General features: G+C 69.6%; 23 protein-coding genes. 12 read left to right on the top strand and 11 right to left on the bottom strand.

Annotation, left to right across the window (positions count from 1 at the left end):
- Positions 1-9: 9 nt before the first annotated feature.
- The 6 genes from GRI72_RS10215 to GRI72_RS10190 form a co-directional block, all read right to left on the bottom strand.
- Positions 10-981: a type II secretion system F family protein gene (locus tag GRI72_RS10215; protein ID WP_160733826.1), complete on the bottom strand. Its 972-nt coding sequence runs from the start codon at positions 979-981 to the stop codon at positions 10-12.
- 64 nt (positions 982-1,045) lie between these two features.
- Positions 1,046-2,320 carry a pilus assembly protein CpaE gene (locus GRI72_RS10210; RefSeq protein ID WP_160733825.1) on the bottom strand — a complete coding sequence of 425 codons (1,275 nt, stop codon included), beginning with the start codon at positions 2,318-2,320 and terminating at the stop codon, positions 1,046-1,048.
- 2 nt (positions 2,321-2,322) lie between these two features.
- A complete protein-coding gene (locus GRI72_RS10205) occupies positions 2,323-2,979 on the bottom strand; it encodes a CpaD family pilus assembly protein (protein WP_160733824.1) in 657 nt (218 codons plus the stop codon).
- Positions 2,980-2,993: 14 nt separating this feature from the next.
- Positions 2,994-4,523 carry a type II and III secretion system protein family protein gene (locus GRI72_RS10200; protein ID WP_160733823.1) on the bottom strand — a complete coding sequence of 510 codons (1,530 nt, stop codon included), beginning with the start codon at positions 4,521-4,523 and terminating at the stop codon, positions 2,994-2,996.
- A 65-nt stretch (positions 4,524-4,588) separates the two neighbouring features.
- On the bottom strand, positions 4,589-5,605 hold the full coding sequence (cpaB, locus tag GRI72_RS10195) for a Flp pilus assembly protein CpaB (protein ID WP_160733822.1): 1,017 nt from the start codon (positions 5,603-5,605) through the stop codon (positions 4,589-4,591).
- A gap of 86 nt (positions 5,606-5,691) precedes the next feature.
- On the bottom strand, positions 5,692-6,183 hold the full coding sequence (locus tag GRI72_RS10190) for an A24 family peptidase (RefSeq protein WP_160733821.1): 492 nt from the start codon (positions 6,181-6,183) through the stop codon (positions 5,692-5,694).
- A gap of 165 nt (positions 6,184-6,348) precedes the next feature.
- Between GRI72_RS10190 and GRI72_RS10185 the strand changes: the two genes are divergently transcribed.
- The 3 genes from GRI72_RS10185 (at position 6,349) to GRI72_RS10175 (ending at position 8,604) form a co-directional block, all read left to right on the top strand.
- A complete protein-coding gene (locus GRI72_RS10185; protein WP_160733820.1) occupies positions 6,349-7,251 on the top strand; it encodes an alpha/beta fold hydrolase in 903 nt (300 codons plus the stop codon).
- A 4-nt stretch (positions 7,252-7,255) separates the two neighbouring features.
- Complete coding sequence (locus GRI72_RS10180) at positions 7,256-8,365, top strand: NAD(P)/FAD-dependent oxidoreductase (RefSeq protein ID WP_160733819.1); 1,110 nt, start codon at positions 7,256-7,258, stop codon at positions 8,363-8,365.
- 62 nt (positions 8,366-8,427) lie between these two features.
- On the top strand, positions 8,428-8,604 hold the full coding sequence (locus GRI72_RS10175) for a YegP family protein (RefSeq protein ID WP_160733818.1): 177 nt from the start codon (positions 8,428-8,430) through the stop codon (positions 8,602-8,604).
- A gap of 12 nt (positions 8,605-8,616) precedes the next feature.
- Here GRI72_RS10175 and rnhA read toward each other — a convergent pair whose 3' ends face one another.
- From rnhA to ispH, 3 genes are read right to left on the bottom strand one after another with little or no spacing between them, the layout of a single operon-like run.
- Positions 8,617-9,063, bottom strand: a complete 447-nt coding sequence (rnhA, locus tag GRI72_RS10170; RefSeq protein WP_160733817.1) for a ribonuclease HI — start codon at positions 9,061-9,063, stop codon at positions 8,617-8,619.
- 8 nt (positions 9,064-9,071) lie between these two features.
- Positions 9,072-10,049 carry a homoserine kinase gene (gene thrB / locus GRI72_RS10165; RefSeq protein ID WP_160733816.1) on the bottom strand — a complete coding sequence of 326 codons (978 nt, stop codon included), beginning with the start codon at positions 10,047-10,049 and terminating at the stop codon, positions 9,072-9,074.
- Positions 10,050-10,057: 8 nt separating this feature from the next.
- Entirely contained in the window at positions 10,058-11,032 is a 975-nt protein-coding gene (gene ispH / locus GRI72_RS10160) for a 4-hydroxy-3-methylbut-2-enyl diphosphate reductase (RefSeq protein WP_160733815.1), read from the bottom strand.
- 70 nt (positions 11,033-11,102) lie between these two features.
- Between ispH and GRI72_RS10155 the strand changes: the two genes are divergently transcribed.
- The 9 genes from GRI72_RS10155 (at position 11,103) to tatC (ending at position 18,589) form a co-directional block, all read left to right on the top strand.
- Positions 11,103-11,756: a hypothetical protein gene (locus GRI72_RS10155; protein ID WP_160733814.1), complete on the top strand. Its 654-nt coding sequence runs from the start codon at positions 11,103-11,105 to the stop codon at positions 11,754-11,756.
- 72 nt (positions 11,757-11,828) lie between these two features.
- Positions 11,829-13,577: an arginine--tRNA ligase gene (gene argS / locus GRI72_RS10150; RefSeq protein WP_160733813.1), complete on the top strand. Its 1,749-nt coding sequence runs from the start codon at positions 11,829-11,831 to the stop codon at positions 13,575-13,577.
- Between the two features lie 2 nt (positions 13,578-13,579).
- Positions 13,580-14,293 carry an SPOR domain-containing protein gene (locus tag GRI72_RS10145; RefSeq protein WP_160733812.1) on the top strand — a complete coding sequence of 238 codons (714 nt, stop codon included), beginning with the start codon at positions 13,580-13,582 and terminating at the stop codon, positions 14,291-14,293.
- 136 nt (positions 14,294-14,429) lie between these two features.
- Entirely contained in the window at positions 14,430-15,464 is a 1,035-nt protein-coding gene (gene nagZ, locus GRI72_RS10140) for a beta-N-acetylhexosaminidase (RefSeq protein ID WP_160733811.1), read from the top strand.
- Positions 15,461-16,270, top strand: coding sequence for a segregation/condensation protein A (locus GRI72_RS10135; RefSeq protein ID WP_160733810.1), 810 nt, complete (start codon positions 15,461-15,463; stop codon positions 16,268-16,270). The genes nagZ and GRI72_RS10135 overlap by 4 nt, the downstream gene beginning before the upstream one ends.
- Positions 16,267-16,992 carry an SMC-Scp complex subunit ScpB gene (scpB, locus tag GRI72_RS10130; protein WP_160733809.1) on the top strand — a complete coding sequence of 242 codons (726 nt, stop codon included), beginning with the start codon at positions 16,267-16,269 and terminating at the stop codon, positions 16,990-16,992. Before GRI72_RS10135 ends, scpB begins: the two co-directional genes overlap by 4 nt.
- Positions 16,993-17,064: 72 nt before the next feature.
- Entirely contained in the window at positions 17,065-17,316 is a 252-nt protein-coding gene (gene tatA / locus GRI72_RS10125; protein ID WP_160733808.1) for a twin-arginine translocase TatA/TatE family subunit, read from the top strand.
- A 27-nt stretch (positions 17,317-17,343) separates the two neighbouring features.
- Positions 17,344-17,757 carry a Sec-independent protein translocase protein TatB gene (tatB, locus tag GRI72_RS10120; RefSeq protein ID WP_160733807.1) on the top strand — a complete coding sequence of 138 codons (414 nt, stop codon included), beginning with the start codon at positions 17,344-17,346 and terminating at the stop codon, positions 17,755-17,757.
- A gap of 7 nt (positions 17,758-17,764) precedes the next feature.
- Positions 17,765-18,589 carry a twin-arginine translocase subunit TatC gene (gene tatC / locus GRI72_RS10115; protein ID WP_160733806.1) on the top strand — a complete coding sequence of 275 codons (825 nt, stop codon included), beginning with the start codon at positions 17,765-17,767 and terminating at the stop codon, positions 18,587-18,589.
- Between the two features lie 320 nt (positions 18,590-18,909).
- On the opposite strand, the gene GRI72_RS10110 is transcribed toward tatC, so the two are convergent.
- Positions 18,910-19,137, bottom strand: a complete 228-nt coding sequence (locus GRI72_RS10110; protein ID WP_160733805.1) for a hypothetical protein — start codon at positions 19,135-19,137, stop codon at positions 18,910-18,912.
- Between the two features lie 225 nt (positions 19,138-19,362).
- Positions 19,363-21,063 carry an amidohydrolase gene (locus tag GRI72_RS10105; protein WP_160733804.1) on the bottom strand — a complete coding sequence of 567 codons (1,701 nt, stop codon included), beginning with the start codon at positions 21,061-21,063 and terminating at the stop codon, positions 19,363-19,365.
- Positions 21,064-21,205 lie beyond the last annotated feature (142 nt).

Below are 21,205 nucleotides of genomic sequence, written 5' to 3'. Positions count from 1 at the left end.
CGTCCTCGCTCAGATCTCGAAGCTGACCATCTTGGCCATGATGAACCCGCCGATCGACATCCACACCAGGCCGCCCAGGCCGGTGACGATCAGGCGCTCGTCTTCGAAGAAGCCGCCGACATAGCCGGGGTTGATCCACCAGATCATGGCGAAGACGAGAAACGGAAGCGCGCCGACGATATAGGCCGAAGCCTTCGATTCAGAGCTCATCGCGCGGATCTTGAGCTTCATCTGCGCCCGCTTGCGCAGCACGTCGGCGAGGTTGGAAAGCGTTTCGGCGAGATTGCCGCCGGTCTCGCGCTGGATCGCGAGCGCGATGCAGAAGAAGTTGAACTCTGGGATCGCCAGCCGGTCGGCGGTGTCCTGCAGCGCGTCTTCCATCGTCCGGCCGATCTTGATCCGCTCGACGACGCCCTTGAACTCGACGCCGACCGGGCCGGGGACCTCCTGCGCCACGACCTGCAGCGTCTCGGTGACCGGCAGGCCCGACCGCAACCCGCGAACGAGCAGTTCGATCGCGTCGGGGAAGCGGGCGTTGAAGGCATTTGTGCGCCGCTTGATGAAATGGCCGACGACGAGGTGCGGCAGGCCCGCGCCCACGAGCAGGCCGAGGCCGAGCGAGAGGAGCGGGGCGCCCGAGCGGAGATAGACGATCACCGCCACTGCCAGCGCCAGGCCGAACGAGGCGTAGAAGTACTGGGCGACCGACCATTTCTGGCCCGTGCGGTCGAGCCGCAGGGCCAGGGCCTCGATCCGCGACGTCGAGCCGGCGACCTTGTGGACGGTCGGCTTGCGCGCGGCGATGGCCTTCTTCAGCTGCGATTCGACCTTGGTGTCGGTGCTTTCCGAATGGCGGAACCGCAGCGCCTCCATGCGCCGCTGCGCCTCTTTCGCGGCCGAGGGACCGGACACCAGCATATAGCCGATGACCATCAAGGCCATGAGCCCGCATCCGACCAGCAGAAGCTGGATGATATTCATGCGCCTGTCCTGCCTTTCCCTGCCACTCGCGCCGGCCGCGGCCGGCGCACCGGGCAGCCCCGGATCATTCGGCCGGGGCCGCGACCTTCCTGTCCTTCTTCGCCAACAGCGACTTGAGGTCGAAGCTGCCGAGGAGCGACTTCTTCGCCGGCTCGTCGTCCAGCGCGCTCTCGTCGCTCGCGCCGATCACCTGGTCGGCCACGCGGCGCAGGGTCGCGCCGGCCTTGCTCGAGCGGTTCGCGTCGACGAACGTCTGGCCCAGCTTGGCCGCATTGGCCGCACCCTTCGCGTCGAAGGGGACGGTGAAGTCGATCGCGCGTTCGATCGAGGCCTCGAAATCGGCCTTGCTGATCTCCGTAACGCCCGGCTGGACCTTGTTCGCCACGACGATCGTCTGCGCGTGCGCGGCATTGGTCTTCAGCCACGAGAGGATGCGGATCGTGTCGCGGGCGGAGGCCAGCGTCATCTCGGTCGCCAGGACGACGACGTTCACTTCCGCCAGCAGGTGGGGGAAGTTGATCAACATGTTGCGCGGCAGGTCGATCACCGTCATCTCGAACGCCTGGCGGAACTCTTCCTCCAGCTGGACGAAGGCCGATCCGTCGGTCATCAGCGGCGCGTTGATCGGCGCCTCTGCCGAAAGGATCGCGAGGTTGTCGTTCGCGCGGATCATCGCGCGTTCGATGAACAGGCCGTCGATCCGGCTCGGGCTGTCGATCGCGTCGGTCAGGCCGCGACCGGGTTCCAGGTCGAGTGCGAGCGCGCCGGTCCCGAAATGCACGTCGAGGTCGAACAGCGCGGTCGGCAGGGCGTGGTCGGTGCTGAACAGCCAGGCGAGCGAGGTCGCGAGGGTCGATGCCCCGACGCCGCCGCGCGTGCCGACGACCGCGGTCGAGATATGGCGCTTGGCCGCCGCCGGGTCGCTCGTGCGCGGGGCGGCGAACACCGCCTGGGCATGGTTGAGCGCATCGCGCAGCTGCCCGGCGGAGAGCGGCTTGAGCAGGTAGTCGTGGATGCCGCTGGCCAGCAGGTCGCGGTAAAGCCGCACGTCGTTGACCTGGCCAATCGCGATCACGACCGTGCCCGGCTCGCACACTTCGGCCAGGGCGTTGATGTCGTTCAGCGGGTCGCCGCTTTCCGACAGGTCCACCATCAGGATGTTCGGGCTGGCCGTTACCGACAGCGACTGCACGGCGTTGCGAAGGCCGCCGCGCGCGCATTTTTCCGGCTGCCAGCCCATTTCGACCACGATCGGGCGCAGGACGTCGAGCGCGGCCTCGTCGCACAGGAATGCAGCGAAGGGGTCGCGGTTGCCGCTGGGTTTCCAGGGTGCATTCATCGTCAGTTTCCTCCGTTCCCGGCGCCGGTGCCCGCGGCCGGCAGCCCGCCTTCGCCGGTCGGGGCCTTCTCGCGGTAGCTGCTGATCGCCTTGCTCGAGCTCATGACCACCGTTTCCCCGGTGCCGGTCTGGCCGCTGATCAGGTCTTCGGGATTGGCGACCATGGCGGCCATGTTGCTGTTGACCGCGCAGCCGTAGTTCGGGTGCGTCGCGTTGGTGTAGTTCATGTCCGACTTGGCCGACCAGTCCGGGCATCCCGGGACTTCGGCGATCGAGCGGGTTACGACCACGCGCACGCTGCCGGGGGCGACGTGGCCCACCGTCACCGGCGCGCCTTCGCTCAGCAGGATGCCGTGGCGCGCGGCGAGGTTGGCAATCGCCTCGCGCGTGGCGCCGCCGGCCGAAGGACCGTCGATCGCGACCCGGTCGCCGTAGCGCAGGTCGACGGTCTCGAACCAGTCGGCCAGGCGCTGCTGCTCGGAAATCGGCAGGCCGCCGGGGCCGGCATGGACGTCGAGCGTGTAGTTCGTGCGCTCCACCACCGCCTGCTTGGTCGAATAGAGGCTCGCGTTGCGGGGCATTCCGCCGCAGGCCGCGAGCGACAGGCCCAGCGAGATGGCGAGCGCGCCCGCGAATGTACGATTGATGGCCTTGGGCATCGTGTTCACCTTTCTCACTTCAGGCTGAAGCCGGGCGCCGCGCCGCCGGCGCTGCGCTGGCGGTTGCCGGACGCGCCGGGCAGGACCGCCTGCGGATCGATCCGCGACACGTCGGGCTGCGGCGCATCGCGTTCGACCGTGGTCGGCGCGGGGCGGCGCTGGCCGCTGACGCCGGCGTTTTCCTGGTACCCGAACAGGCCCGCGGCCTCGTTCGGCGCGTGGAACCCGTCGGTCGGCAGGCGGATGTCGTTCGCGTCGACCGGGTTCACGAGGTAGGGGGTAACCACGATGACCAGCTCGGTCTCGCCCTTGCGGAACGAGCGCGAGCGGAACAGGTTGCCCAGGATCGGCACGTCGCCGAGGCCGGGGGCCTTGTCGATCGTGCTGTTCGCGCTGTTGCTCATCAGGCCGGCGATCATGAAGCTCTGGCCGGAGCCGAGTTCCACCGTCGTTTCGGCGCGGCGGATGGTCAGCGCGGGGATCTGGAACCCTTCCAGCGTCACCGCGCCCTGGCTCGACAGCTCGGACACCTCGGGCCGCACCCGGATCGATATCCGGCCATTGGCGAGCACCGTCGGCGTATAGGCCAGGCTGACGCCGAACTTGCGGAATTCGACCGCGGTCGTGCCCAGCCCCTGGCTGATCGGGATCGGGAACTCGCCGCCGGCGAGGAACTCGGCCGTTTCGCCCGAGAGCGCGGTCAGGTTGGGCTGCGACAGGGTGGTCAGCAGGCCGTTGCGTTCGGCGAGGTCGAGCGCACCGGCGAGATCGAGGCCGAGGAACTGGCCCATCCCGGCGATCGTGGTCCCGCCGTCGATCCCGGTGACGACGCTGGTGCCCTCGGTCGCCTCGGTCACGCCGGTGAAGACCCCGCCGCCCGGCGCATATTGCGGGAAGGGCGAACGGCCGGTGGTCACGCCGAACTTGAACCCGCTCGAACCGTCGAACGAGGCCAGGTTGGCGCCGATCGCCCGCACGAGCGAACGGCTGACTTCGGCAAAGCGGACCTGCAGGTTGACCTGCAGCGGCGTTGCCATCTTCAGCCGGCTGATCACGTTCATTTCCTCGCCCACGAAAGCCTGGACGAGGCGCTCGGCCTCGGCCGCGTCTTCGGGCGCGGCGACGGTGCCGGTCAGCAGCACGGTATTGGTGCCCATCGTGGCGACCGAGATCTGCGCCTCGGGCATCGCCAGGGTCAGCATCTGCGGAATCGAGTCGATGTTCGATCCCACGCGCACGTTGGCCGACCAGATGATGTCGCCGGCCGCGTTGCTGGCGTAGATCGTGGTCTCGCCGCCGGCCTTGCCGAAGACGTAGAGCTGGCGGCGCGACTTGACCTGGACGTCGGCGATCGATTCGTCGGCGACGAAGACGTCGGCCATCGCGCCGGGCACGCTGATCAGCTCGCCCCGGCCGATCGACAGCACGACCGTCTGGGTCGGGCGGGCGACGACCTGGGCCTGGGCCGCGGGGATGGAAAGGGCGCCCACCGGGGCCAGTGCGGCCCCGGCGAACAGGGCAGTTGCGAAAAGGCGGCGTTTCATGGTCTTGCCTTTCGATTGCGTGCCGCGGAAACGGCAGGCGGAACGGGTGCTGGGCCGGCGCATGGTCACTTCGTCCCCACCGGGACTTCGACCGTGTCCTTGCCGCGGGTCACGCGGACCACGGGGCCGCTCGGCGCCGGGGCGCGATCGGCGCGGTTGTCGCCGATGGCGCGCGGGACCGCGGCGACCGTCGGGGCGGAGGGGCGCGTGCTGGGCATCGAGGACCGCTGGAAGCGCGATACGTCGCCGCCGGTCACGTAAGTGCTGCCCTGGTCGATCGGCCGGGCCATCGCCTCGGCCAGCAGCTTTTCCTCTTCCTCCGGCGTCGCGTCGTCGGGCACCTTGATGTCGCCCGCGGCGATCGCGCGTTCGAGTTCGGACTGGCTGTCGGCGATCGAGCGCAGCGAGAGGCTGAGCGTGCCGATCGTCTGCGCGACGGCGACTTTCTCGGCGATCTTGGGCGTCACCTCGAGGGTGACGGTGCGGAAGGCGCGCACGACCGTCTTGCCGTCGACCGTTTCCTGGGTCGTGGACTGGTCGGTCGCGAGGACGCGCAGGTTGCGCAGGATCGTTTCGGATGCCTTGAGCGACTGGCCGTCGTCGCCCTTGACCGCCTGGGTCAGGACGAGGTCCACCCGGTCGCCCGGGAAGACGAAGCCGGCCACGCCGGTCTTGGCCGAGACGGGGACGGTCACCGCCCGCATCCCGGGGCCGAGCGCGGCGGCGAGGAAGCCGCTGTCGCCCGGGCTGACCAGCGAGCCCTGGGTCACCGGCTCGCCGGCCGTGATCGGGTGCCGCACGACCGTGCCGAGCAGCTTGGTAATGTCCGATTCGCCATCGAGGAAATAGGCGTCCTGCACCAGCTCTTCGGGCCACATCTGGAAGCCGAGAGCATCGGCGGTAATGATCGTGCCGGTCGGCAGCGCGCGCTGGGCGACCAGGACCTTGGGCCCCTGCGGCACGGGCTGTGCCGCCTCGGCACGGGGCGCGGAGGCCCCGGCAAACATGCTGCGCGCCGCAAGCGCAGTGGCGATCGCGATGACCAGCGCGCCGAGCAGCAGAACCAGCTTCTTCCTATCCATGGCTTACCAAGCCCCCTCGTATTGCCCGCGGAAAGTGCGGGCGGATGTGCCGGTCGGCTCTAGCGGCCGACTGGTTAAGATCGGGTTCACCCCAAAATTCCCGTGAAATCAGTCCGCGGCAGGTAATGGGTGCACAGGACCCAGAGGCCGCCGAACGAGATCGCGACGCCATAGGGCACGGCCAGGCGGTCGCGCTGGCGCCGCATGACGTGCCATGCGCCCATGGCCACGGTGAGCACCCCGCCGGCCAGGGCCATGACGATCAGCAACTGGACGAAGATGCCCGGCTCTATCCACAGCGCCAGCGCGGTCAGCAGCTTCACGTCGCCGCCGCCCATCCATCCCAGCGCGAACAGGCCGGCGAGAACGGCGAAAACGGCCAGCGCGACGCCCAGCTGGATCGCGACGCCGGGCCACAGCGAGACGCCGCCGGCCCACCAGAACAGGGGCGCGGCCAGCGCGATTCCCAGGGTCAGCCAGTTGTCGATCTGGCGCCGGCGAATATCGGTGAACGCGGCGATAACCAGCGCGATTGCCAAGCCGGCAAGCAGTACGTAGTGGAAATGGCCTTCCGGCATCGAACCCCCCGATGGTGCCCCTTCGGCCTCGATGCTAGGGCCTAGCGCTTACCAAATAGTAACCACCCCCAGGAGGACGGCATTAGCCACGCTGACGAGGCCTCTTCCCACAGTGCCGGGATCGATCGCCGCGCCATTCCGGCCCACGCGGCCGAGGGGCGCTGGATGGCGCCCGACGAACATGCCATTCGCCGGATCGACTGGCCCGGCGCAGCCGGCGGGAAGCGCGGATCGATCCTGTTCCTTCCCGGGCGCGGCGACTGTTACGAGAAATATCTCGAGGCGCTGGAACAGTGGCACCGTGCCGGCTGGCGTGTGACGGCATCCGACTGGCGCGGCCAGGCAGGTTCGGGCCGCCTGGGCAACGACGCGGTGACGGGCCACGTCGACGACTTTTCCCGCTGGGTGGACGATCTCGCGCACTTGTGGCGGCTCTGGCGGGCGGAGACTCCCGGCCCCCATGTCCTGATCGGCCATTCGATGGGCGGCCACCTGGTCCTCCGCGCGCTGGCCGAAGGGCGGGTCGGGCCGGACGCGGTGGTGCTTTCGGCCCCGATGCTGGGCTTCTACGGCAGCGTGCTGCCGGTCAGCTGGATGCACCGCATTGCCGGCGCGATGAAGCGCTTCGGCGATCCGGCGCGGCCGGCCTGGAAATGGAGCGAGAAGCCGGGCGAAGTGCCCGTCACCCGGATCAACCTGCTGACCCACGACGCGGATCGTTACGCCGACGAGCTGTGGTGGCGCGAACGGCGGCCGGAGCTTGTCATGGGGCCGGGCAGCTGGGGCTGGGTCGAGCGCGCTTACGAATCGATGCGCGGGCTGGACGCGCCCGACGTGCTGGAAGCGATCGGCCAGCCGGTCCTCCTGCTCGGCACGACCAACGACAAGCTGGTGGACATGATCGCGATCGAGGCTGCCGCGCGGCGCCTGCCGGCAGGCGAACTGGTCCGGTTCGGCAACGAGGCGCGGCACGAGATCCTGCGCGAGGTCGATCCCGTTCGCGACCGCGCGATGGAAGCGATCGCCGCGTTCCTCGACCGCGCCGCACCGGCCGCGCGCGAAGGGTAGGGCAATGTCCGAACGGTTCGACATCGCCATTGTCGGCGGGGGAATGGCCGGGGCCAGCCTGGGGGCCGAACTCGCCCCCCACGCGCGGGTCGTGGTGCTGGAGGCGGAAGACCGGCCCGGGTACCACGCCACCGGCCGCTCCGCCGCGTTCTGGGAAGAATGCTATGGCGGCCGCGGTATCGTCCCGCTGACGCTCGCATCCGGCGCGTACTTGCGCGAACGGGGCTTTCTCGCGCGGCGCGGCGCGCTCTACATCGGGCGCGAGGGGCAGCGCGGCGAACTCGACGCTTTCATGGCGCGCTTCACCGACAGCGGGGCCACGCTGGAGCGGCTCGGGCGCGAAGGGGTCGCGGCGCAGGTGCCCGGCCTGCGCGACGGCTGGACCGGCGGCGTGTGGGAAGAAGCCTGCGCCGATATCGACGTGGCCGGGCTCCACGCCCATTACCTCGCCGAACTGCGGCGGGCAGGCGGCACGGTGGAACTGCGCGCGCGGGTGTCGCAGGTCGTTCGCCGGGCGGGCGGCTGGACCGTCGCGACCGAGCGCGGCGCCCGGTTCGAAGCGGACCTGCTGATCGATGCGGCCGGGGCCTGGGCCGACGAAGTGGCGGAAATGGCGGGCGTCGCCGCGCTGGGCATCGCGCCGCTGCAACGCACCGTGGCGCAAGTGCGGGTCGATCCGCAGCCTTCGCCGGACCTGCCGTTGGTGCTCGACATCGGCGGCGCGTTCTACTTCAAGCCGGAGAACGGCCGCCTGTGGCTGAGCCCGCAGGACGAAACGCCATCGGCGCCGTGCGACACGGCGCCCGGAGAACTGGCCGTGGCCCAGGCCGTGGCCGCCTTGCAGGAGGTGGTCGACTGGCGGGTCGAGGCGGTCGAGCGCAAGTGGGCCGGGCTGCGCAGCTTCGCCCCCGACCGGCGGCCGGTCTACGGGTTCGACCCGGGCGACGGCGCGTTCTTCTGGTTCGCCGGGCAGGGCGGCTTCGGCATCCAGACCGCGCCGGCGGCGGCGCGCCTGGGCGCGCAACTCGTGCTGGGGCGCCCGCGCGACGCGATGACCGAGCGGCTGGACGCCGATCTCTATGCCCCCGCGCGTTTCGCGGCCGGCAGCGGGTAGCAATCGGGCTGACATTTGTTAGGGTGCCGGCCGGTTTTCACGGTTCGGGAGAATTTTCTGCGATGGCCCACCACTTCAAGATCAAGAAGAACAAGGCCGGCGAATTCGTCGCCTACTTCATGTACAATTCCGAAGCGATCTTCTGGACCGAAGGCTATTCCAGCAAGGCCAACGCCAAGAACGCGATCGAATCGATCAAGAAGAACGGGCCCGGCGCGGAAACCGTCGACGAAAGCTGACCGGCCGGCAGGCTATTCGCCTTCGCGGGCGATCCGGTCCGCCTCGTCGCTGGCGAGGCGGTCCACCCGCTCGTTTTCCGGATGGCCGTCGTGGCCCTTGACCCAGCGCCATTGCATGTCGTGGCGGGCCGCGGCCTCGATCAGCTCGTGCCACAGGTCGGCATTGCGGACGGGCTTCTTGCTGGCCGTCTTCCACCCGCGCCGCTGCCATCCCTCCACCCAGCGCGTGATCCCGTCGAGCACGTACTTGCTGTCGGAATAGAGCGTGACCCGGCACGGCTCGGTCAGGGCCTGAAGGCCGCGTATCGCCGCGGTCAGTTCCATCCGGTTGTTGGTCGTGTCGCTTTCGGCGCCGGCCAGCTCCTTTTCGTGCCGTCCCATGCGCAGCAAGGCAGCCCAGCCCCCGGGGCCGGGATTGCCCTTGCACGCGCCGTCGGTGAAGATCTCGACCTGTTTCATCGCCGCCGTCAATTGCCCGATCGGCCCTGCAGGTCAAAGGGGGCCATGCCCGCTTCGGCGTAAAACTGCACGCGCCGGGCGAAATCCATCGGGTCCTTGCGCGTCACCAGGGCATCGTCGGGCGTGTCCAGCCAGTCGAAGGCGCGCGTCGCGACGAAGCGCATGGCAGCTCCCCTGGCCAGCAGCGGCAGGGCGGCCCGTTCCTCTTCCGAGAGCGGGCGCACCCGTTCGTATCCGGCGATCAGCGCCCGCCCGATCTCCTCCCGGTAATGCGCGCCGGTGGGATCGAACGCCCACGCCGCGTGGGTCACCGCGACATCGTAGGCGGCGAAGTCGCGGCAGGCGAAATAGAAATCGATCAACCCGCCGACCCGATCGCCCAGCATCAGGACATTGTCGGGAAACAGGTCGGCGTGGATCACCGTTTCCGGCAGCCCCTGCGGCCAGCGGTCGAGCAGGTCGGGCATGTGCCGGGCGGTCAGCCCTGCCAGTTCCGGGTCGATCCGCGCGAGGTCCGCCCCGCACCTGTCGAACAGGGCCTGCCAGTCGCGCGGCCGCAAGTCGTTGGCGCGCGATCCGCGATAGCTTGCCGAGGCGATGTGCAACTGCCCCAGCGCCATGCCGACGGCGTGGGCCTGCTGCGCGGTCGGGTGATCGACCGAGACGCCGGGCAGGAACTCGATCAGGGCGATCGCCTTGCCGTCGAGCATGCGCCAGCCGCGCCCCTCGCGGTCGTGGATCGTGCGCGGCACCGGGCAGCCCGCGGCCGACAGGTGATCGAGCAGGCCGAGGAAGAACGGCAGGTCGTCCAGCTCGATCCGCCGTTCATACATCGTCAGGATATAGCGCGCGCGATCGGTTTCGATCAGCCAGTTGCTGTTGGAAACGCCCTCGGCGATCCCCTTGGCCGAAACCAGCGTACCGACGTCGTAATGGGCGATCAGCGCGGCCAGGTCTTCCGCGCCGAGGTGCGTGTAAACCGCCACGCGGGGCCTCAGTCCGCCAGCTGGCGCGGGAGCTTGAACACCATTTTCTCTTCCGCCGTCACGAGCGTGTGTTCTTCCACCGTGCGCCACTGCGACAGGCGGTCCACCACTTCGCGAACCAGGGTTTCGGGGGCGGAGGCACCGGCGGTCAGGCCGACGGTGCCGATGCCTTCCAGCCATTCGGGTTCGATGTCGCTGGCACGCTGGATCAGGCGGGCAGCGGTCCCGCATCGTTCGGCGACTTCGACCAGGCGGAGCGAATTGGACGAATTGGGCGCCCCGATCACCAGCACGAGATCGCTGTCGGGCGCGATCGCCTTGACCGCGGCCTGGCGGTTCGAGGTGGCGTAGCAGATATCTTCCGCGCGCGGGCCGACGATCTGGGGAAAGCGTTCCTGCAGCGCCGCGACGATGTTGCGCGTGTCCTCCACCGAAAGGGTGGTCTGCGTCAGGTAGGCAAGCGGTTCCTCGGTCGAGAAGGCCAGCCCGGCGACGTCGTCGATCGTTTCGACCAGCGTCATCGTGCCTTGAGGCACCTGGCCCATCGTTCCCACGACTTCGGGATGCCCCTTGTGGCCGATGAAGAGGATATGGCGCCCGGCCTCGATCTGGCGTTCCGCCTGCCGGTGCACCTTGCTGACCAGCGGACAGGTGGCGTCGAGATAGTCGAGCCCGCGCCGTTCGGCCTCCGCCGGGACGGCCTTGGGCACGCCGTGCGCGCTGAACACCACCGGTGCGCCGTCGGGCACGGCGTCCAGCTCTTCCACGAACACGGCGCCCTTGGCCTTCAGGCCATCGACGACATAGCGGTTGTGGACGATCTCGTGCCGCACGTAGACCGGCGGGCCGTACCGCTCCAGCGCGCGTTCGACGATCTCGATCGCGCGGTCCACCCCGGCGCAGAACCCGCGCGGCGCGGCGATCAGCAGGGTCAGCGCCGGCCGTTCGTCGGGGCGCGCAGCGGTCTGCAATGGGGCATTCATGTCCGCGCCTCTAGCGCTTTGCCGCTCGCGCCGCTAGGGCGGCGTCACTGGAATTCGAAGGAAGCCTTGCATGATCCCGAGCCGCCGCGCCCTAGCCCCCGTAGCTCTCGCCGCAGCCCTGGCGGCCTGTGCGGGGGAGGGTGACCTCGTCATCGACCAGGGCGTGGGCATTACCGCCGTGCGCACCCCGTGCCCCGCCGTCGGCGTGCCCGACTATACCGGCGACATCACGACCTTCCGCACGCCGGGCAGCCGCAACGCGGCCGACATCGACGTCACCGCCTCGATCACCAACTTGCGTTCCACCTGCAACGAGCAGGGGGGCGAGCGCATCTATAGCGAGGCGACGTTCGACGTTCTCGCCCGCCGTAGCGACACGCGCGAGGCGCGCCGGGTGGAATTGCCCTATTTCGCCACCGTCCTGCGCGGCGGTTCGGCGGTCCAGTCGAAGCGGCTGGGCACGGTGGTGATTGATTTCGCGCCGGGGCAGGAACGGGCGCAGGCCCGCGCCGTCGCGGGCGCCTTCGTCGATCGCGCGGCGGCCACGCTGCCCGACGACATCCGCGAACGCATCACGCGCCGCCGTCGCGCGGGCGATCCCGACGCTGCGCTCGACCCGCTGGCCAACCCCGAAGTGCGCGCCGCGCTGAACCGGGCGACGTTCGAACTGCTCGTCGGCTTCCAGCTGACCGAGGAACAACTGGCCTACAACGCCACGCGCTAGCGGCGCCGTCATGGCGGCCGGGCAGGCGGCGCATGCTTGCGCTTCGCCCCATTTCGTCTAACCGCGCGGGCCATGTCGGATAGAAAGACCCTCCACGCCGCCTTCGCGGCGAAAGTCGATGCCGTTCTCGCCGCGCTGGAAGCCGAGGGGGTGCTGCCCGCCGGCGTTTCGCGCGCCAATGTCACCGTTGAGCCGCCGCGCGATGCGAGCCACGGCGACCTGGCGACCAATGCCGCGATGGTCCTGGCCAAACAGGCCGCGACGAACCCGCGCGCCCTTGCCGAAAGGATCGTCGAGCACCTGGGCCGGGACGCCCAAATCGAAAGCGCCGGCATCGCCGGCCCCGGTTTCATCAACATGCGGCTGGCCGATTCCGCGTGGCGGCGCGAGATCGGCGCGATCGCAGGGCTTGGCAGCGATTATGGCCGGTCCGCGATGGGCGCGGGCCAGCGGGTCAATATCGAATATGTCTCGGCCAACCCGACCGGCCCCATGCACATGGGGCATTGCCGCGGGGCCGTGGTCGGCGATGCCCTGGCGGCCCTGCTGGAATTCGCCGGGCACGAGGTCGTCCGCGAATACTACGTCAACGATGCTGGCGGGCAGGTGGACGTGCTCGCCCGTTCCGCCCACTTGCGCTATCGCGAGGCGCTGGGCGAGGATATCGGCGCGATCCCCGAAGGCCTCTATCCCGGCGACTACCTGAAGCCGGTGGGCGAGGCGCTGGCCGCCGAGTTCGGCGATGCCCACCGCGACCGGCCCGAAGGCGACTGGCTGCCGCTGTTCCGCGAGCGCGCGGTTGCCGAGATGATGGCGCTGATCCGCGCGGACCTCGCGCTGCTGGGCATTCATCACGACGTCTTCGCCTCGGAAGCCGAGCTGCAGCGTGCGGGGAAGCCCGAAGCGGCCGAGGCCTGGCTGCGCGAGCACGATCTCGTCTATGACGGCCTGCTCGAAGCGCCCAAGGGCAAAACGCCGGAAGACTGGGAGCCGGTCGAGCTGCCGCTGTTCCGTTCCACCCGGTTCGGCGACGACCAGGACCGCCCGATCCGCAAGAGCGACGGCAGCTGGACCTATTTCGGGGCGGACCTCGCCTATCACATGCAGAAGGCCGAAGGGGCCGACGCCCTGATCGACATCTGGGGCGCGGACCACGCGGGCACGGTCAAGCGGATCAAGGCGGCCGTCGCCGCGCTGAGCGAAGGCGCGGGCGGCAGGACGATCCCGTTCGACGTGAAGCTGGTCCAGATGGTCCAGCTCCTGCGCGGCGGCGAACCGGTGAAGATGTCGAAGCGCGCCGGCACTTTCGTCACGCTCGCCGACGTCGTGCGCGAAGTGGGCAAGGACGTCGTGCGTTTCACGATGCTGACGCGCAAGCCCGAGGCGCAGATGGACTTCGACTTCGCCAAGGTGGTCGAGGCGTCGAAGGACAACCCCGTCTTCTACGTGCAGTATGCCCATGCCCGGATCAGCTCGACCTTGCGCAAGGGGGCGGCGGAGGGCGTGGCGCCCGCCCCGGACGCGCTCGACCGGCTGGGCGGCGAGGAGCTTGCCCTGGTCAAGCAGGCGGCCCAGTTCCCGCGCGTGGTCGAGGCCGCGGCCCAGGCGCGCGAGCCGCACCGGATCGCGTTCTTCCTCTACGACCTCGCGGCGGCGTTCCATGCCTACTGGAACCTCGGCAACGACGACCCGGCGAAGCGCTTCATCGTGGCACATGACAACGAGCTGACCGCGGCGAGGCTTTTCCTCGCCGCGCAGATCGGGCAGGTAATACGCAATGGCCTGGCCCTGCTGGGGGTGGAGGCCGTGGAGGAGATGTGAGCATGGCGGGGCGCGACGGGGAATACGAGGGCGAAGAGCCGGCGGAAGAGACCTGGGAAGAGGGCGAGGCCACCGACGACGGGCGGCTCGAACTCGACGAGGACGAACGCCTGCCCTGGCTCGAATCGGCCGATTACGAGGACGAGGAGCCGGGCGTCGATACCGGCCGTATCGTCGGTTTCGTCCTGGTGGCCCTGGTGGTGCTCGCCGCGCTCCTGGGGGGCGGGTGGTACCTGCTCAACCGCGACTCCGCGGGCGAAGCGGTCGCCGACGGCAGCACGATCGAGGCGCCCGAAGGGCCGTACAAGGAACGGCCCGAGAATCCCGGCGGCCGGATCGCGGAAGGCACCGGCGACATCGCGCCCGCGATCGGCGAAGGCGAAACCCGCGAAGGCCGCCTGGCCGAGAGCGAGCCTGCGCCCGCGGCGGCCGACGGCGAAGACGGCGATGGCGATGGCGGCGAGACGAACCAGGCCCCCGCCGGCGTCGGCGTGCAGGTCGGCGCGTTTTCCACCCGCGAGCTGGCGCAGCGGGGCTGGACCACGCTGACGCGCCAGACCAACGCGCTGAGCGGCGTGCGCCACCGGGTGGTGGAAGGGCAGGCCGATATCGGCAAGGTCTATCGCCTCCAGGCCGTCGCCGACGATGTCGCCGCCGCGAAGCGGCTGTGCGACGCCTTGCAGTCCGACGGGGTCGCCTGCCAGGTCAAGCGCTGACCGGGCAGGTCCGCCTCGGGACAGCGGGCGCTGACAGCCGGCTTCGGCGACAGGGCCGCGCGGGGGACGCGCGTTTTGCACATCGCAAGCGCAGGGCGCGCTTGCGGTCGGCGGCGATAGCTGCGAACCCCGGGCCATGACGCCCGCCATTTTCGGATTGTCCGGGACTGCGCTGACAACGGAAGAGCGTGCCTTTTTCCGCGAGGCCGATCCGGCCGGCTACATCCTTTTCGGCCGCAATTGCGAAACGCCGCAACAGTTGCGCGCGCTGACCGACAGCCTGCGCGATCTCCACGGGCGCGAGCGGCTGTTCATCTGCATCGACCAGGAAGGGGGGCGCGTCGCCCGGCTGCGCCCGCCGCACTGGGGCGACTATCCCACAGGCGAGGCGTTCGACCGCCTCTATCGCCTGGCCCCGGCGAGCGCGATCGAGGCGGCCCGCGTCAATGCGGAGGCGATGGCGCTGGAGCTTTCGGCAATGGGCATTACCGTGGACTGCCATCCGCCGCTCGACGTCCGGCAGGAAGGCGCGCACGACGTGATCGGCGACCGCGCGCTGGGCGATACGCCGATGCAGGTCGCCGCGCTGGGGCGGGCGATCCTCGACGGGCTGGCTCGGGGCGGGGTGGCCGGCTGCATCAAGCACATGCCGGGCCACGGCCGTTCGAGCACCGACACGCACAAGGAGCTGCCCACCGTCACCGCCAGCGCGGAAGAGCTGGAAACCGATCTCGCGCCGTTCGCGGCGCTGTCGCACGCCCCGGTCGGGATGACCGGGCACTTGCTGTTCGCCGCCTGGGACGGGGAGAACCCGGCCACGCTCTCGCCCAAGGTGATCGGTGACGTGATCCGGGGCCGGATCGGGTTCGACGGCCTCCTGCTCACCGACGACATCGACATGGAGGCCCTGTCCGGATCGGTCTTCGAACGCGCCGAACGGGCGATTGCGGCCGGTTGCGACCTGGTGCTGAACTGCTGGGCGAGGATGAACGACATGGCGGCCATGGCAAACGGCCTCCCGCCGGCCGGCCCGCGCACGCGCGAGCGGCTGGCCCGCGCTCTCGAAGGGACGGCGCTCGAAAGTACAGCGCCGGTGGACGACGCGGAGAGGCGGCGCGCGCTTATTGCCAAGCGCGACGCGCTGCTTTCGCAAGCCGGGAAGGCCGCGTGAACGAGGCCGGCTCCGTCGTCGGCGAAACGCCGTCGCAAAGGCCGGAAAGCGGCTGGGACGGCCCCGGCACGCGCGAGGGCGAGGAAACCGCGCTCTACCTCGAGCTCGACGGGTGGGAAGGGCCCCTCGATCTCCTGCTCGATCTCGCGCGGCGGCAGAAGGTGGACTTGCGCTCGATCTCGATCCTCGCGCTGGTCGACCAGTACCTCGACTATATCGAGCGGGCCGAGGCGTTGCGGCTGGAACTGGCGGCCGATTACCTGGTGATGGCGGCCTGGCTCGCCTACCTCAAGTCCGCCTTGCTGCTGCCCAGGGAGGAGCAGGAGGACCCGAGCCCGGAAGAGCTGGCCCTGCGCCTGCAACTGCGCCTCCAGCGGCTGGGCGCCATGCGCGAGGCGGCGGCGCGGCTGATGGCGCGCGACCGCATCGGGCGCGACGTCTTCCTGCGGCCGGCGCCCGAAGGCCTGCGGATCGACCGGACGACGCGCTGGACGTGCGACTGGTACGCGCTCGTCCAGGCCTATGGCCGCGTCAAGGCCCGCACGGCACCGGCGATCCACATGGTGCGCGAACGGCCGGTGATGACGCTCGAATCGGCGCTGGACCGGGTTTCGGCCATGCTTGGCGTGACTCTGGACTGGATGGAACTGCGCGACTTCCTGCCGCCGCACGCCGAACCGCGCCTGCGCCGTTCCGCCCTGGCATCGAGCTTCGTCGCCGCGCTCGAACTCGCCCGGCTCGGCAAGGCGGAGCTGGACCAGCAGGAAACCTTCGGCCCCCTGCGTTTGCGGCGGGCGCCGGGATGAGCGGGGCGGTGGACGATCTCCAGCGCGCGGTGGAAGCCACGCTGTTCGCGGCCGAAGAACCGATGACGGTGGAAGCGCTCGCGGGCCACCTCGGCGATGCGGAGCCGGCCGCGGTCCGCCGGGCGTTGCGCGAACTGGCGGGGCACTATGCAGGCCGGGGGATCGAACTGGTGGAGCGCGGCAAGCGGTGGCATTTCCAGACCGCGCCCGATCTTGCCCACCTGCTGCGGCGGGAGCGCGAACAGGTCCGCCGACTCAGCCGCGCGGCGACCGAGGTCCTGGCGATCGTGGCCTATCACGAGCCGGTCAGCCGGGCGGAAATCGAATCGATTCGCGGCGTCCAGACCTCCTCAGGCACGCTCGACGTGCTGATGGAGGCGGGCTGGGTGCGCGCGGCCGGCCGGCGCGAGGTGCCGGGAAGGCCGGTGATCTATGCAACAACGCCCGAGTTCCTCCAGCACTTCGGCCTCGAATCGCGCCGCGACCTGCCCGGCATCGACGAGTTGCGCGCCGCCGGCCTGCTCGACCCGGTCGATGACGCCTACGATGCCATCGTCTCGCAGGAACGGGCCGCGGGGGACGGGGAGCCCGAAGGCGGGGTGCCTGACGATCAGGCGCCGGATGATCAGGTGCCGGACGAGCTGGGCCCGGACGATTGCGGCGCGGACGAGAGCCGGGCCGGCAGCGGGGCCGCCGCGCCGCAGCGTTCGCCGGAACACTGATCGCTGCCTTCGCCGCTGGCAACGGGCGGGGCGAGCGCCTATAATGGGCCAAAGCAATCGGAAAGGTTACCCATGTCGCTCGGCCCCTGGCAGCTTATCATCATCGCGCTCGTCATCCTCGTGCTGTTCGGGCGCGGCCGCATTTCCGAGATGATGGGGGATTTCGGCAAGGGAATCAAAAGCTTCAAGCAGGGCATGAACGAAGAGGACGGGCAGGAAAACAAGCCCGCACCGCGGATCGAAGGCCCCGCGCACGAGGCCAAGCCCGCGTCCGACGCCGCGGCGGATACCAAGGCGGCGGAATCGCGCGACAAGGGCCGCTGATGCGGCTGCGCCGCGCCGCCTGATCCCATGTTCGATATCGGCGCAACCGAGCTCCTGGTGATTGCGATCGTGGCGATCCTCGTGATCGGCCCGAAGGACATGCCGCTCGCCCTGCGCACGGCCGGGCGCTGGATCGGCAAGGTGCGCCGGGTGTCGGCCCATTTCCGCACCGGCATCGACGCGATGGTCCGCGAGGCGGAGATGGAGGACATGGAGAAGAAATGGCGCGAGCAGAACGCCCGGATCATGGCCCAGCATCCCCCGCAGGACATGGAAGCGCCGGATATCGACGGCTCGCACGCGGCCCCCTCGGGCGGCGCGACGCCCGCCTCGGCGGAGGCGCGCGGCGAACCGCCCGCGGCCGGCATTGGCGAAGCGGATCGCGAAAGCGGCGGCCAGGATCAACCCGGCCTGCCGCTCGGCAAGCCGCCGGTGGGGTAGGGCGGACATGGCACTGAAACTGCGCGATCTCGACGAGACGCAGGCGCCGCTCCTCGACCACCTGATCGAGCTGCGCACGCGCCTGCTGCGCTGCGTCCTCGCGCTCGCGGTCGCTTTCGCGGTCTGCCTCTATTTCGCCGACGACATCTTCGGATTCCTGGTCCGCCCGCTGACCGCCGCTTTCCCCCAGGGGCAGGGGCGGCTCATCTACACCCAGCTCTACGAGGCGTTCTTCGTCGAACTGAAGGTGGCGCTCTTCGCGGCATTCTTCATCAGTTTCCCGATCATTGCCAACCAGCTCTGGGCCTTCGTCGCCCCCGGCCTCTACGCGCGGGAGAAACGTGCCTTCCTGCCGTTCCTGGTCGCGACCCCGATCCTGTTCGTGTGCGGGGCCGCGCTTGCCTACTACGTCGTCATGCCGACGGCGTTTCGCTGGTTCCTCGGCTTCGAAGGGACCGTCGGCGGCCTCGATATCGAGGCGCTGCCCGGCACCGGCAATTACCTGTCGCTGGTGATGCAGTTCATCCTGGCCTTCGGCATCAGCTTCCTGCTGCCGGTCCTGCTGCTGCTGCTCAACCGCGCGGGCATCGTCTCGCGCGCCCAGCTGGTTTCGGCGCGGCGCTATGTCGTCGTGCTGGTCGTCGCCGTCTCGGCCATCGTCACGCCGCCCGATCCCGGCTCGCAGCTCATCCTCGCCCTGCCGCTGCTGCTGCTGTTCGAAGGATCGCTGGCGCTGATGCGGATTACCGAGCGGCGGCGGGAGACGGAGGGTGAGGAAATCGGCGCGGAGGCCGGGGCAGCCCCGCCGAAAGCGCCGGGCGAGGAAGTCTGATTCCGCCTGCCGTCCAGCCTGCGCGGACATGACGGAACGAGGGCGGGCCGCCGTGAAGTGGGCCGCAAGGTCGCCCGGGCAGAGATGGGTCCGTGGCCGGGCATCTGCCGCGCATGGGGCATCGCACCGCGCCATCCCGGTTTTGCCGGGTCGTTGTCCTCGCGAAGCCCTGATCGTCCGCAATGGCCGGTGCGCTACCGGCGGTTGGTCCCGCGCGGCCGCGCGTGCGGAGGGGAGATCGCGTCAGCCGTGGAAAGCGGGCACAAAAAAACGGGGCCCGAAAGCCCCGTTTTCCTGAACCGTGTTCTGATTCGGTCGAATTAGACGCTGACGGGATCGTCGTCGCCGTCGACGGCGATCACGATGCCGGCCACGATGGCGGCCGCCGCCAGGATGGCGAGAATGATGCTGGAGCTGCCGCCAGCGATCTCGCTCTCACCTTCGACGGGAGCGGTCGCACGATCGGCAACCGGGGCCGACTGAGCGAGGGCCGGCGACGCGGCGAGGGACAGAGCTGCCGTCGCGGCAAGAACGTTGCGGAATTTCATCGATACGTCTCCTGAGCACTCAAACACTTCGAAACTCGTCGCCCCCACTAAGGCAGGCGCATTGGGCTGACAACCCAAAATTCCCGACGAAAAACAATAAAGGCACCACTGTGGCTCAAAAGTCTCGCCGTATCGGCGCAATCACCGAATAAGGTTGCAAAAGCACTAAGAGTATCGCGGCCGAAGCACTTTTCGACCAATCGTGCAGCCGGGGCGGCGGCAGGATCAGTCGTCGGCCGCTTCCCCGGCGAGGAAAAGCCGTTCCCCCCCGACCCAAGTCTGCAGGACCCGGGTGGCGCGCAGTTCCTCGGGCGTGGCGAGCAGCGGGTCGGTGTCGATCACGACGAAATCCGCCCACTCCCCTTCGGCGATCCGGCCGAATCGCCCTTCGGCGAAGCCGGCATAGGCGCCGAGGCTGGTGAACGAGGCGAGCGCCTGTTCGCGGCCGACCGCCTCGGCCGGGTACCAGCCGCCGAAGGGCTGCCCGTCGGCCCCGCGCCGCGTGATCGCGGCGGCCAGGCCGGCGAAGGGATCGGCCGATTCGACCGGCGCGTCCGATCCGAAGACCAGCGGAGTGCCGCCCCCGGTCATCGATTTCCATGCATAGGCACCCGCGAGACGCGGCGGATCGAGCCGCAACTCCGCCATCTGCCGGTCGGAGGTCTGGTGCACCGGCTGCATCGAGGCGATCGTGCCGTGCCGCGCGAAGCGGGGGATATCGGCCGGATCGACGACCTGAGCATGTTCGATTCGCCAGCGGCGGTCGCCCTCATAGGTTTCCGAAAGCTCGTCGATCGCGGTCAGCACCTCGGCATTGGCGGCATCGCCGATGGCGTGGACGGCGACCTGGAACCGGTCGAGCGCGGCGCGGCTCATCAGGTTGCGAAGCTGCGACCCGGTCAGCAGCGGCAGCCCGGTATTGTCCGGGTCGTCGGCATAGGGCCGCTTGAGCCAGGCCCCGCGCGAGCCGAGCGCCCCGTCGAGGTAGATCTTCACACCGTTCAGCCGCAGCCTGTCGTCATAGAGCCACGGGGTCGGGCCGGGGCCGCCGATCAGTTCCATCGCCCCGGTGCCCGCGGCATAGGCCATGATCCGGATCTTCAGCCAGCCGCCGTCGCCCGCGCGGCGATAGGATTGCCAGTCCTCGATCGTCGTGCCCATGTCTGCAACGGCCGTGACGCCCTGGCGCAGGAGCGCGTCCTGCGCCTTCTGCAGCGCGAGGTCGCGGTCCTCGGGGCGCAGCGCGGGCAGCCTGGCCGCGACCAGTTCGCTCGCCGCATCGACAAACACGCCCGCCGGGCGGCGCGTGCCGGCAACGCGCTCGATCCGCCCGCCCGCGGGGTCGGGCGTGTCCGCGTCCACCCCCGCGATGCGCATGGCCGCGGTGTTGGCCCAGCCGGCGTGGCCGTCCACCCGCTCCAGCCAGACGGGGCGGTCGGCCACCGCGGCATCGAGCTCCTCGGCGGTCGGGAACCGGCCCAGGCCCCATTTCTCCTGGTTCCAGCCGCGCCCGATGATCCAGCGGCGGCCGGGATTGGCCGCGGCATAGGCGGCGATCTTCTGCTGCGCATCGGCCAGCGAGGTCGTGTCCGACAGGTCGAGCGTGAGCGCCGCGAGTCCGATACCCATGACGTGAAGATGCGAATCGACGATCCCCGGGATCACGAAGCGCCCTTCGCCATCGACGTGGAAATCGGTATCGCGCGGCCGCTTGTCGCGCCGGCCCAGGACTTTCGCGATCCGCCCGTCGTCGCCGATGACCAGCCCGGTAAAGGTTTCCACCTCGCCATCGGTGTCGATCGTGATGCCCTGGATATTGTCCACCAGGGTATCGGCCGCGGCGGGGGCGGCCCAGGCACAGGCGAGGGCGGCAGCGGAAAGGGCGATCGCGGAGCGGGCGGGGGCGGAAAGGGCGGGGCGGATCATCGTCTCTCCTTAGCTTCGCAGGCACGGCTTCGGCCGTCGGCCCGGCAGTTACGGCAAGTGGCGGGGGATGCAATAGGGGCCGGGATCGGCGCCGGCGGAGCGAGCGGGCGCTCGCCGGGGCCGTCACGTCGCATATTTCCTG

Source organism: Pelagerythrobacter marinus (assembly GCF_009827515.1).
Lineage (GTDB): Bacteria > Pseudomonadota > Alphaproteobacteria > Sphingomonadales > Sphingomonadaceae > Pelagerythrobacter > Pelagerythrobacter marinus.
Note: the sequence above shows the minus strand (reverse complement) of the source record. Positions and strands in the feature narration are given on the sequence as shown.

Coding starts and splice junctions, on each gene's coding strand:
- GRI72_RS10200 (WP_160733823.1), bottom strand. CDS start 4,523: ATGAAACGCCGCCTTTTCGCAACTGCCCTGTTCGCCGGGGCCGCACTG.
- rnhA (WP_160733817.1), bottom strand. CDS start 9,063: ATGAAACAGGTCGAGATCTTCACCGACGGCGCGTGCAAGGGCAATCCC.
- tatC (WP_160733806.1), top strand. CDS start 17,765: ATGGCACTGAAACTGCGCGATCTCGACGAGACGCAGGCGCCGCTCCTC.
- nagZ (WP_160733811.1), top strand. CDS start 14,430: ATGACGCCCGCCATTTTCGGATTGTCCGGGACTGCGCTGACAACGGAA.
- ispH (WP_160733815.1), bottom strand. CDS start 11,032: ATGAATGCCCCATTGCAGACCGCTGCGCGCCCCGACGAACGGCCGGCG.
- GRI72_RS10190 (WP_160733821.1), bottom strand. CDS start 6,183: ATGCCGGAAGGCCATTTCCACTACGTACTGCTTGCCGGCTTGGCAATC.
- GRI72_RS10105 (WP_160733804.1), bottom strand. CDS start 21,063: ATGATCCGCCCCGCCCTTTCCGCCCCCGCCCGCTCCGCGATCGCCCTT.
- scpB (WP_160733809.1), top strand. CDS start 16,267: ATGAGCGGGGCGGTGGACGATCTCCAGCGCGCGGTGGAAGCCACGCTG.
- tatB (WP_160733807.1), top strand. CDS start 17,344: ATGTTCGATATCGGCGCAACCGAGCTCCTGGTGATTGCGATCGTGGCG.
- tatA (WP_160733808.1), top strand. CDS start 17,065: ATGTCGCTCGGCCCCTGGCAGCTTATCATCATCGCGCTCGTCATCCTC.
- GRI72_RS10175 (WP_160733818.1), top strand. CDS start 8,428: ATGGCCCACCACTTCAAGATCAAGAAGAACAAGGCCGGCGAATTCGTC.
- GRI72_RS10205 (WP_160733824.1), bottom strand. CDS start 2,979: ATGCCCAAGGCCATCAATCGTACATTCGCGGGCGCGCTCGCCATCTCG.
- GRI72_RS10145 (WP_160733812.1), top strand. CDS start 13,580: ATGGCGGGGCGCGACGGGGAATACGAGGGCGAAGAGCCGGCGGAAGAG.
- GRI72_RS10180 (WP_160733819.1), top strand. CDS start 7,256: ATGTCCGAACGGTTCGACATCGCCATTGTCGGCGGGGGAATGGCCGGG.
- cpaB (WP_160733822.1), bottom strand. CDS start 5,605: ATGGATAGGAAGAAGCTGGTTCTGCTGCTCGGCGCGCTGGTCATCGCG.
- argS (WP_160733813.1), top strand. CDS start 11,829: ATGTCGGATAGAAAGACCCTCCACGCCGCCTTCGCGGCGAAAGTCGAT.
- GRI72_RS10210 (WP_160733825.1), bottom strand. CDS start 2,320: ATGAATGCACCCTGGAAACCCAGCGGCAACCGCGACCCCTTCGCTGCA.
- GRI72_RS10155 (WP_160733814.1), top strand. CDS start 11,103: ATGATCCCGAGCCGCCGCGCCCTAGCCCCCGTAGCTCTCGCCGCAGCC.
- GRI72_RS10185 (WP_160733820.1), top strand. CDS start 6,349: ATGGCGCCCGACGAACATGCCATTCGCCGGATCGACTGGCCCGGCGCA.
- GRI72_RS10110 (WP_160733805.1), bottom strand. CDS start 19,137: ATGAAATTCCGCAACGTTCTTGCCGCGACGGCAGCTCTGTCCCTCGCC.
- GRI72_RS10215 (WP_160733826.1), bottom strand. CDS start 981: ATGAATATCATCCAGCTTCTGCTGGTCGGATGCGGGCTCATGGCCTTG.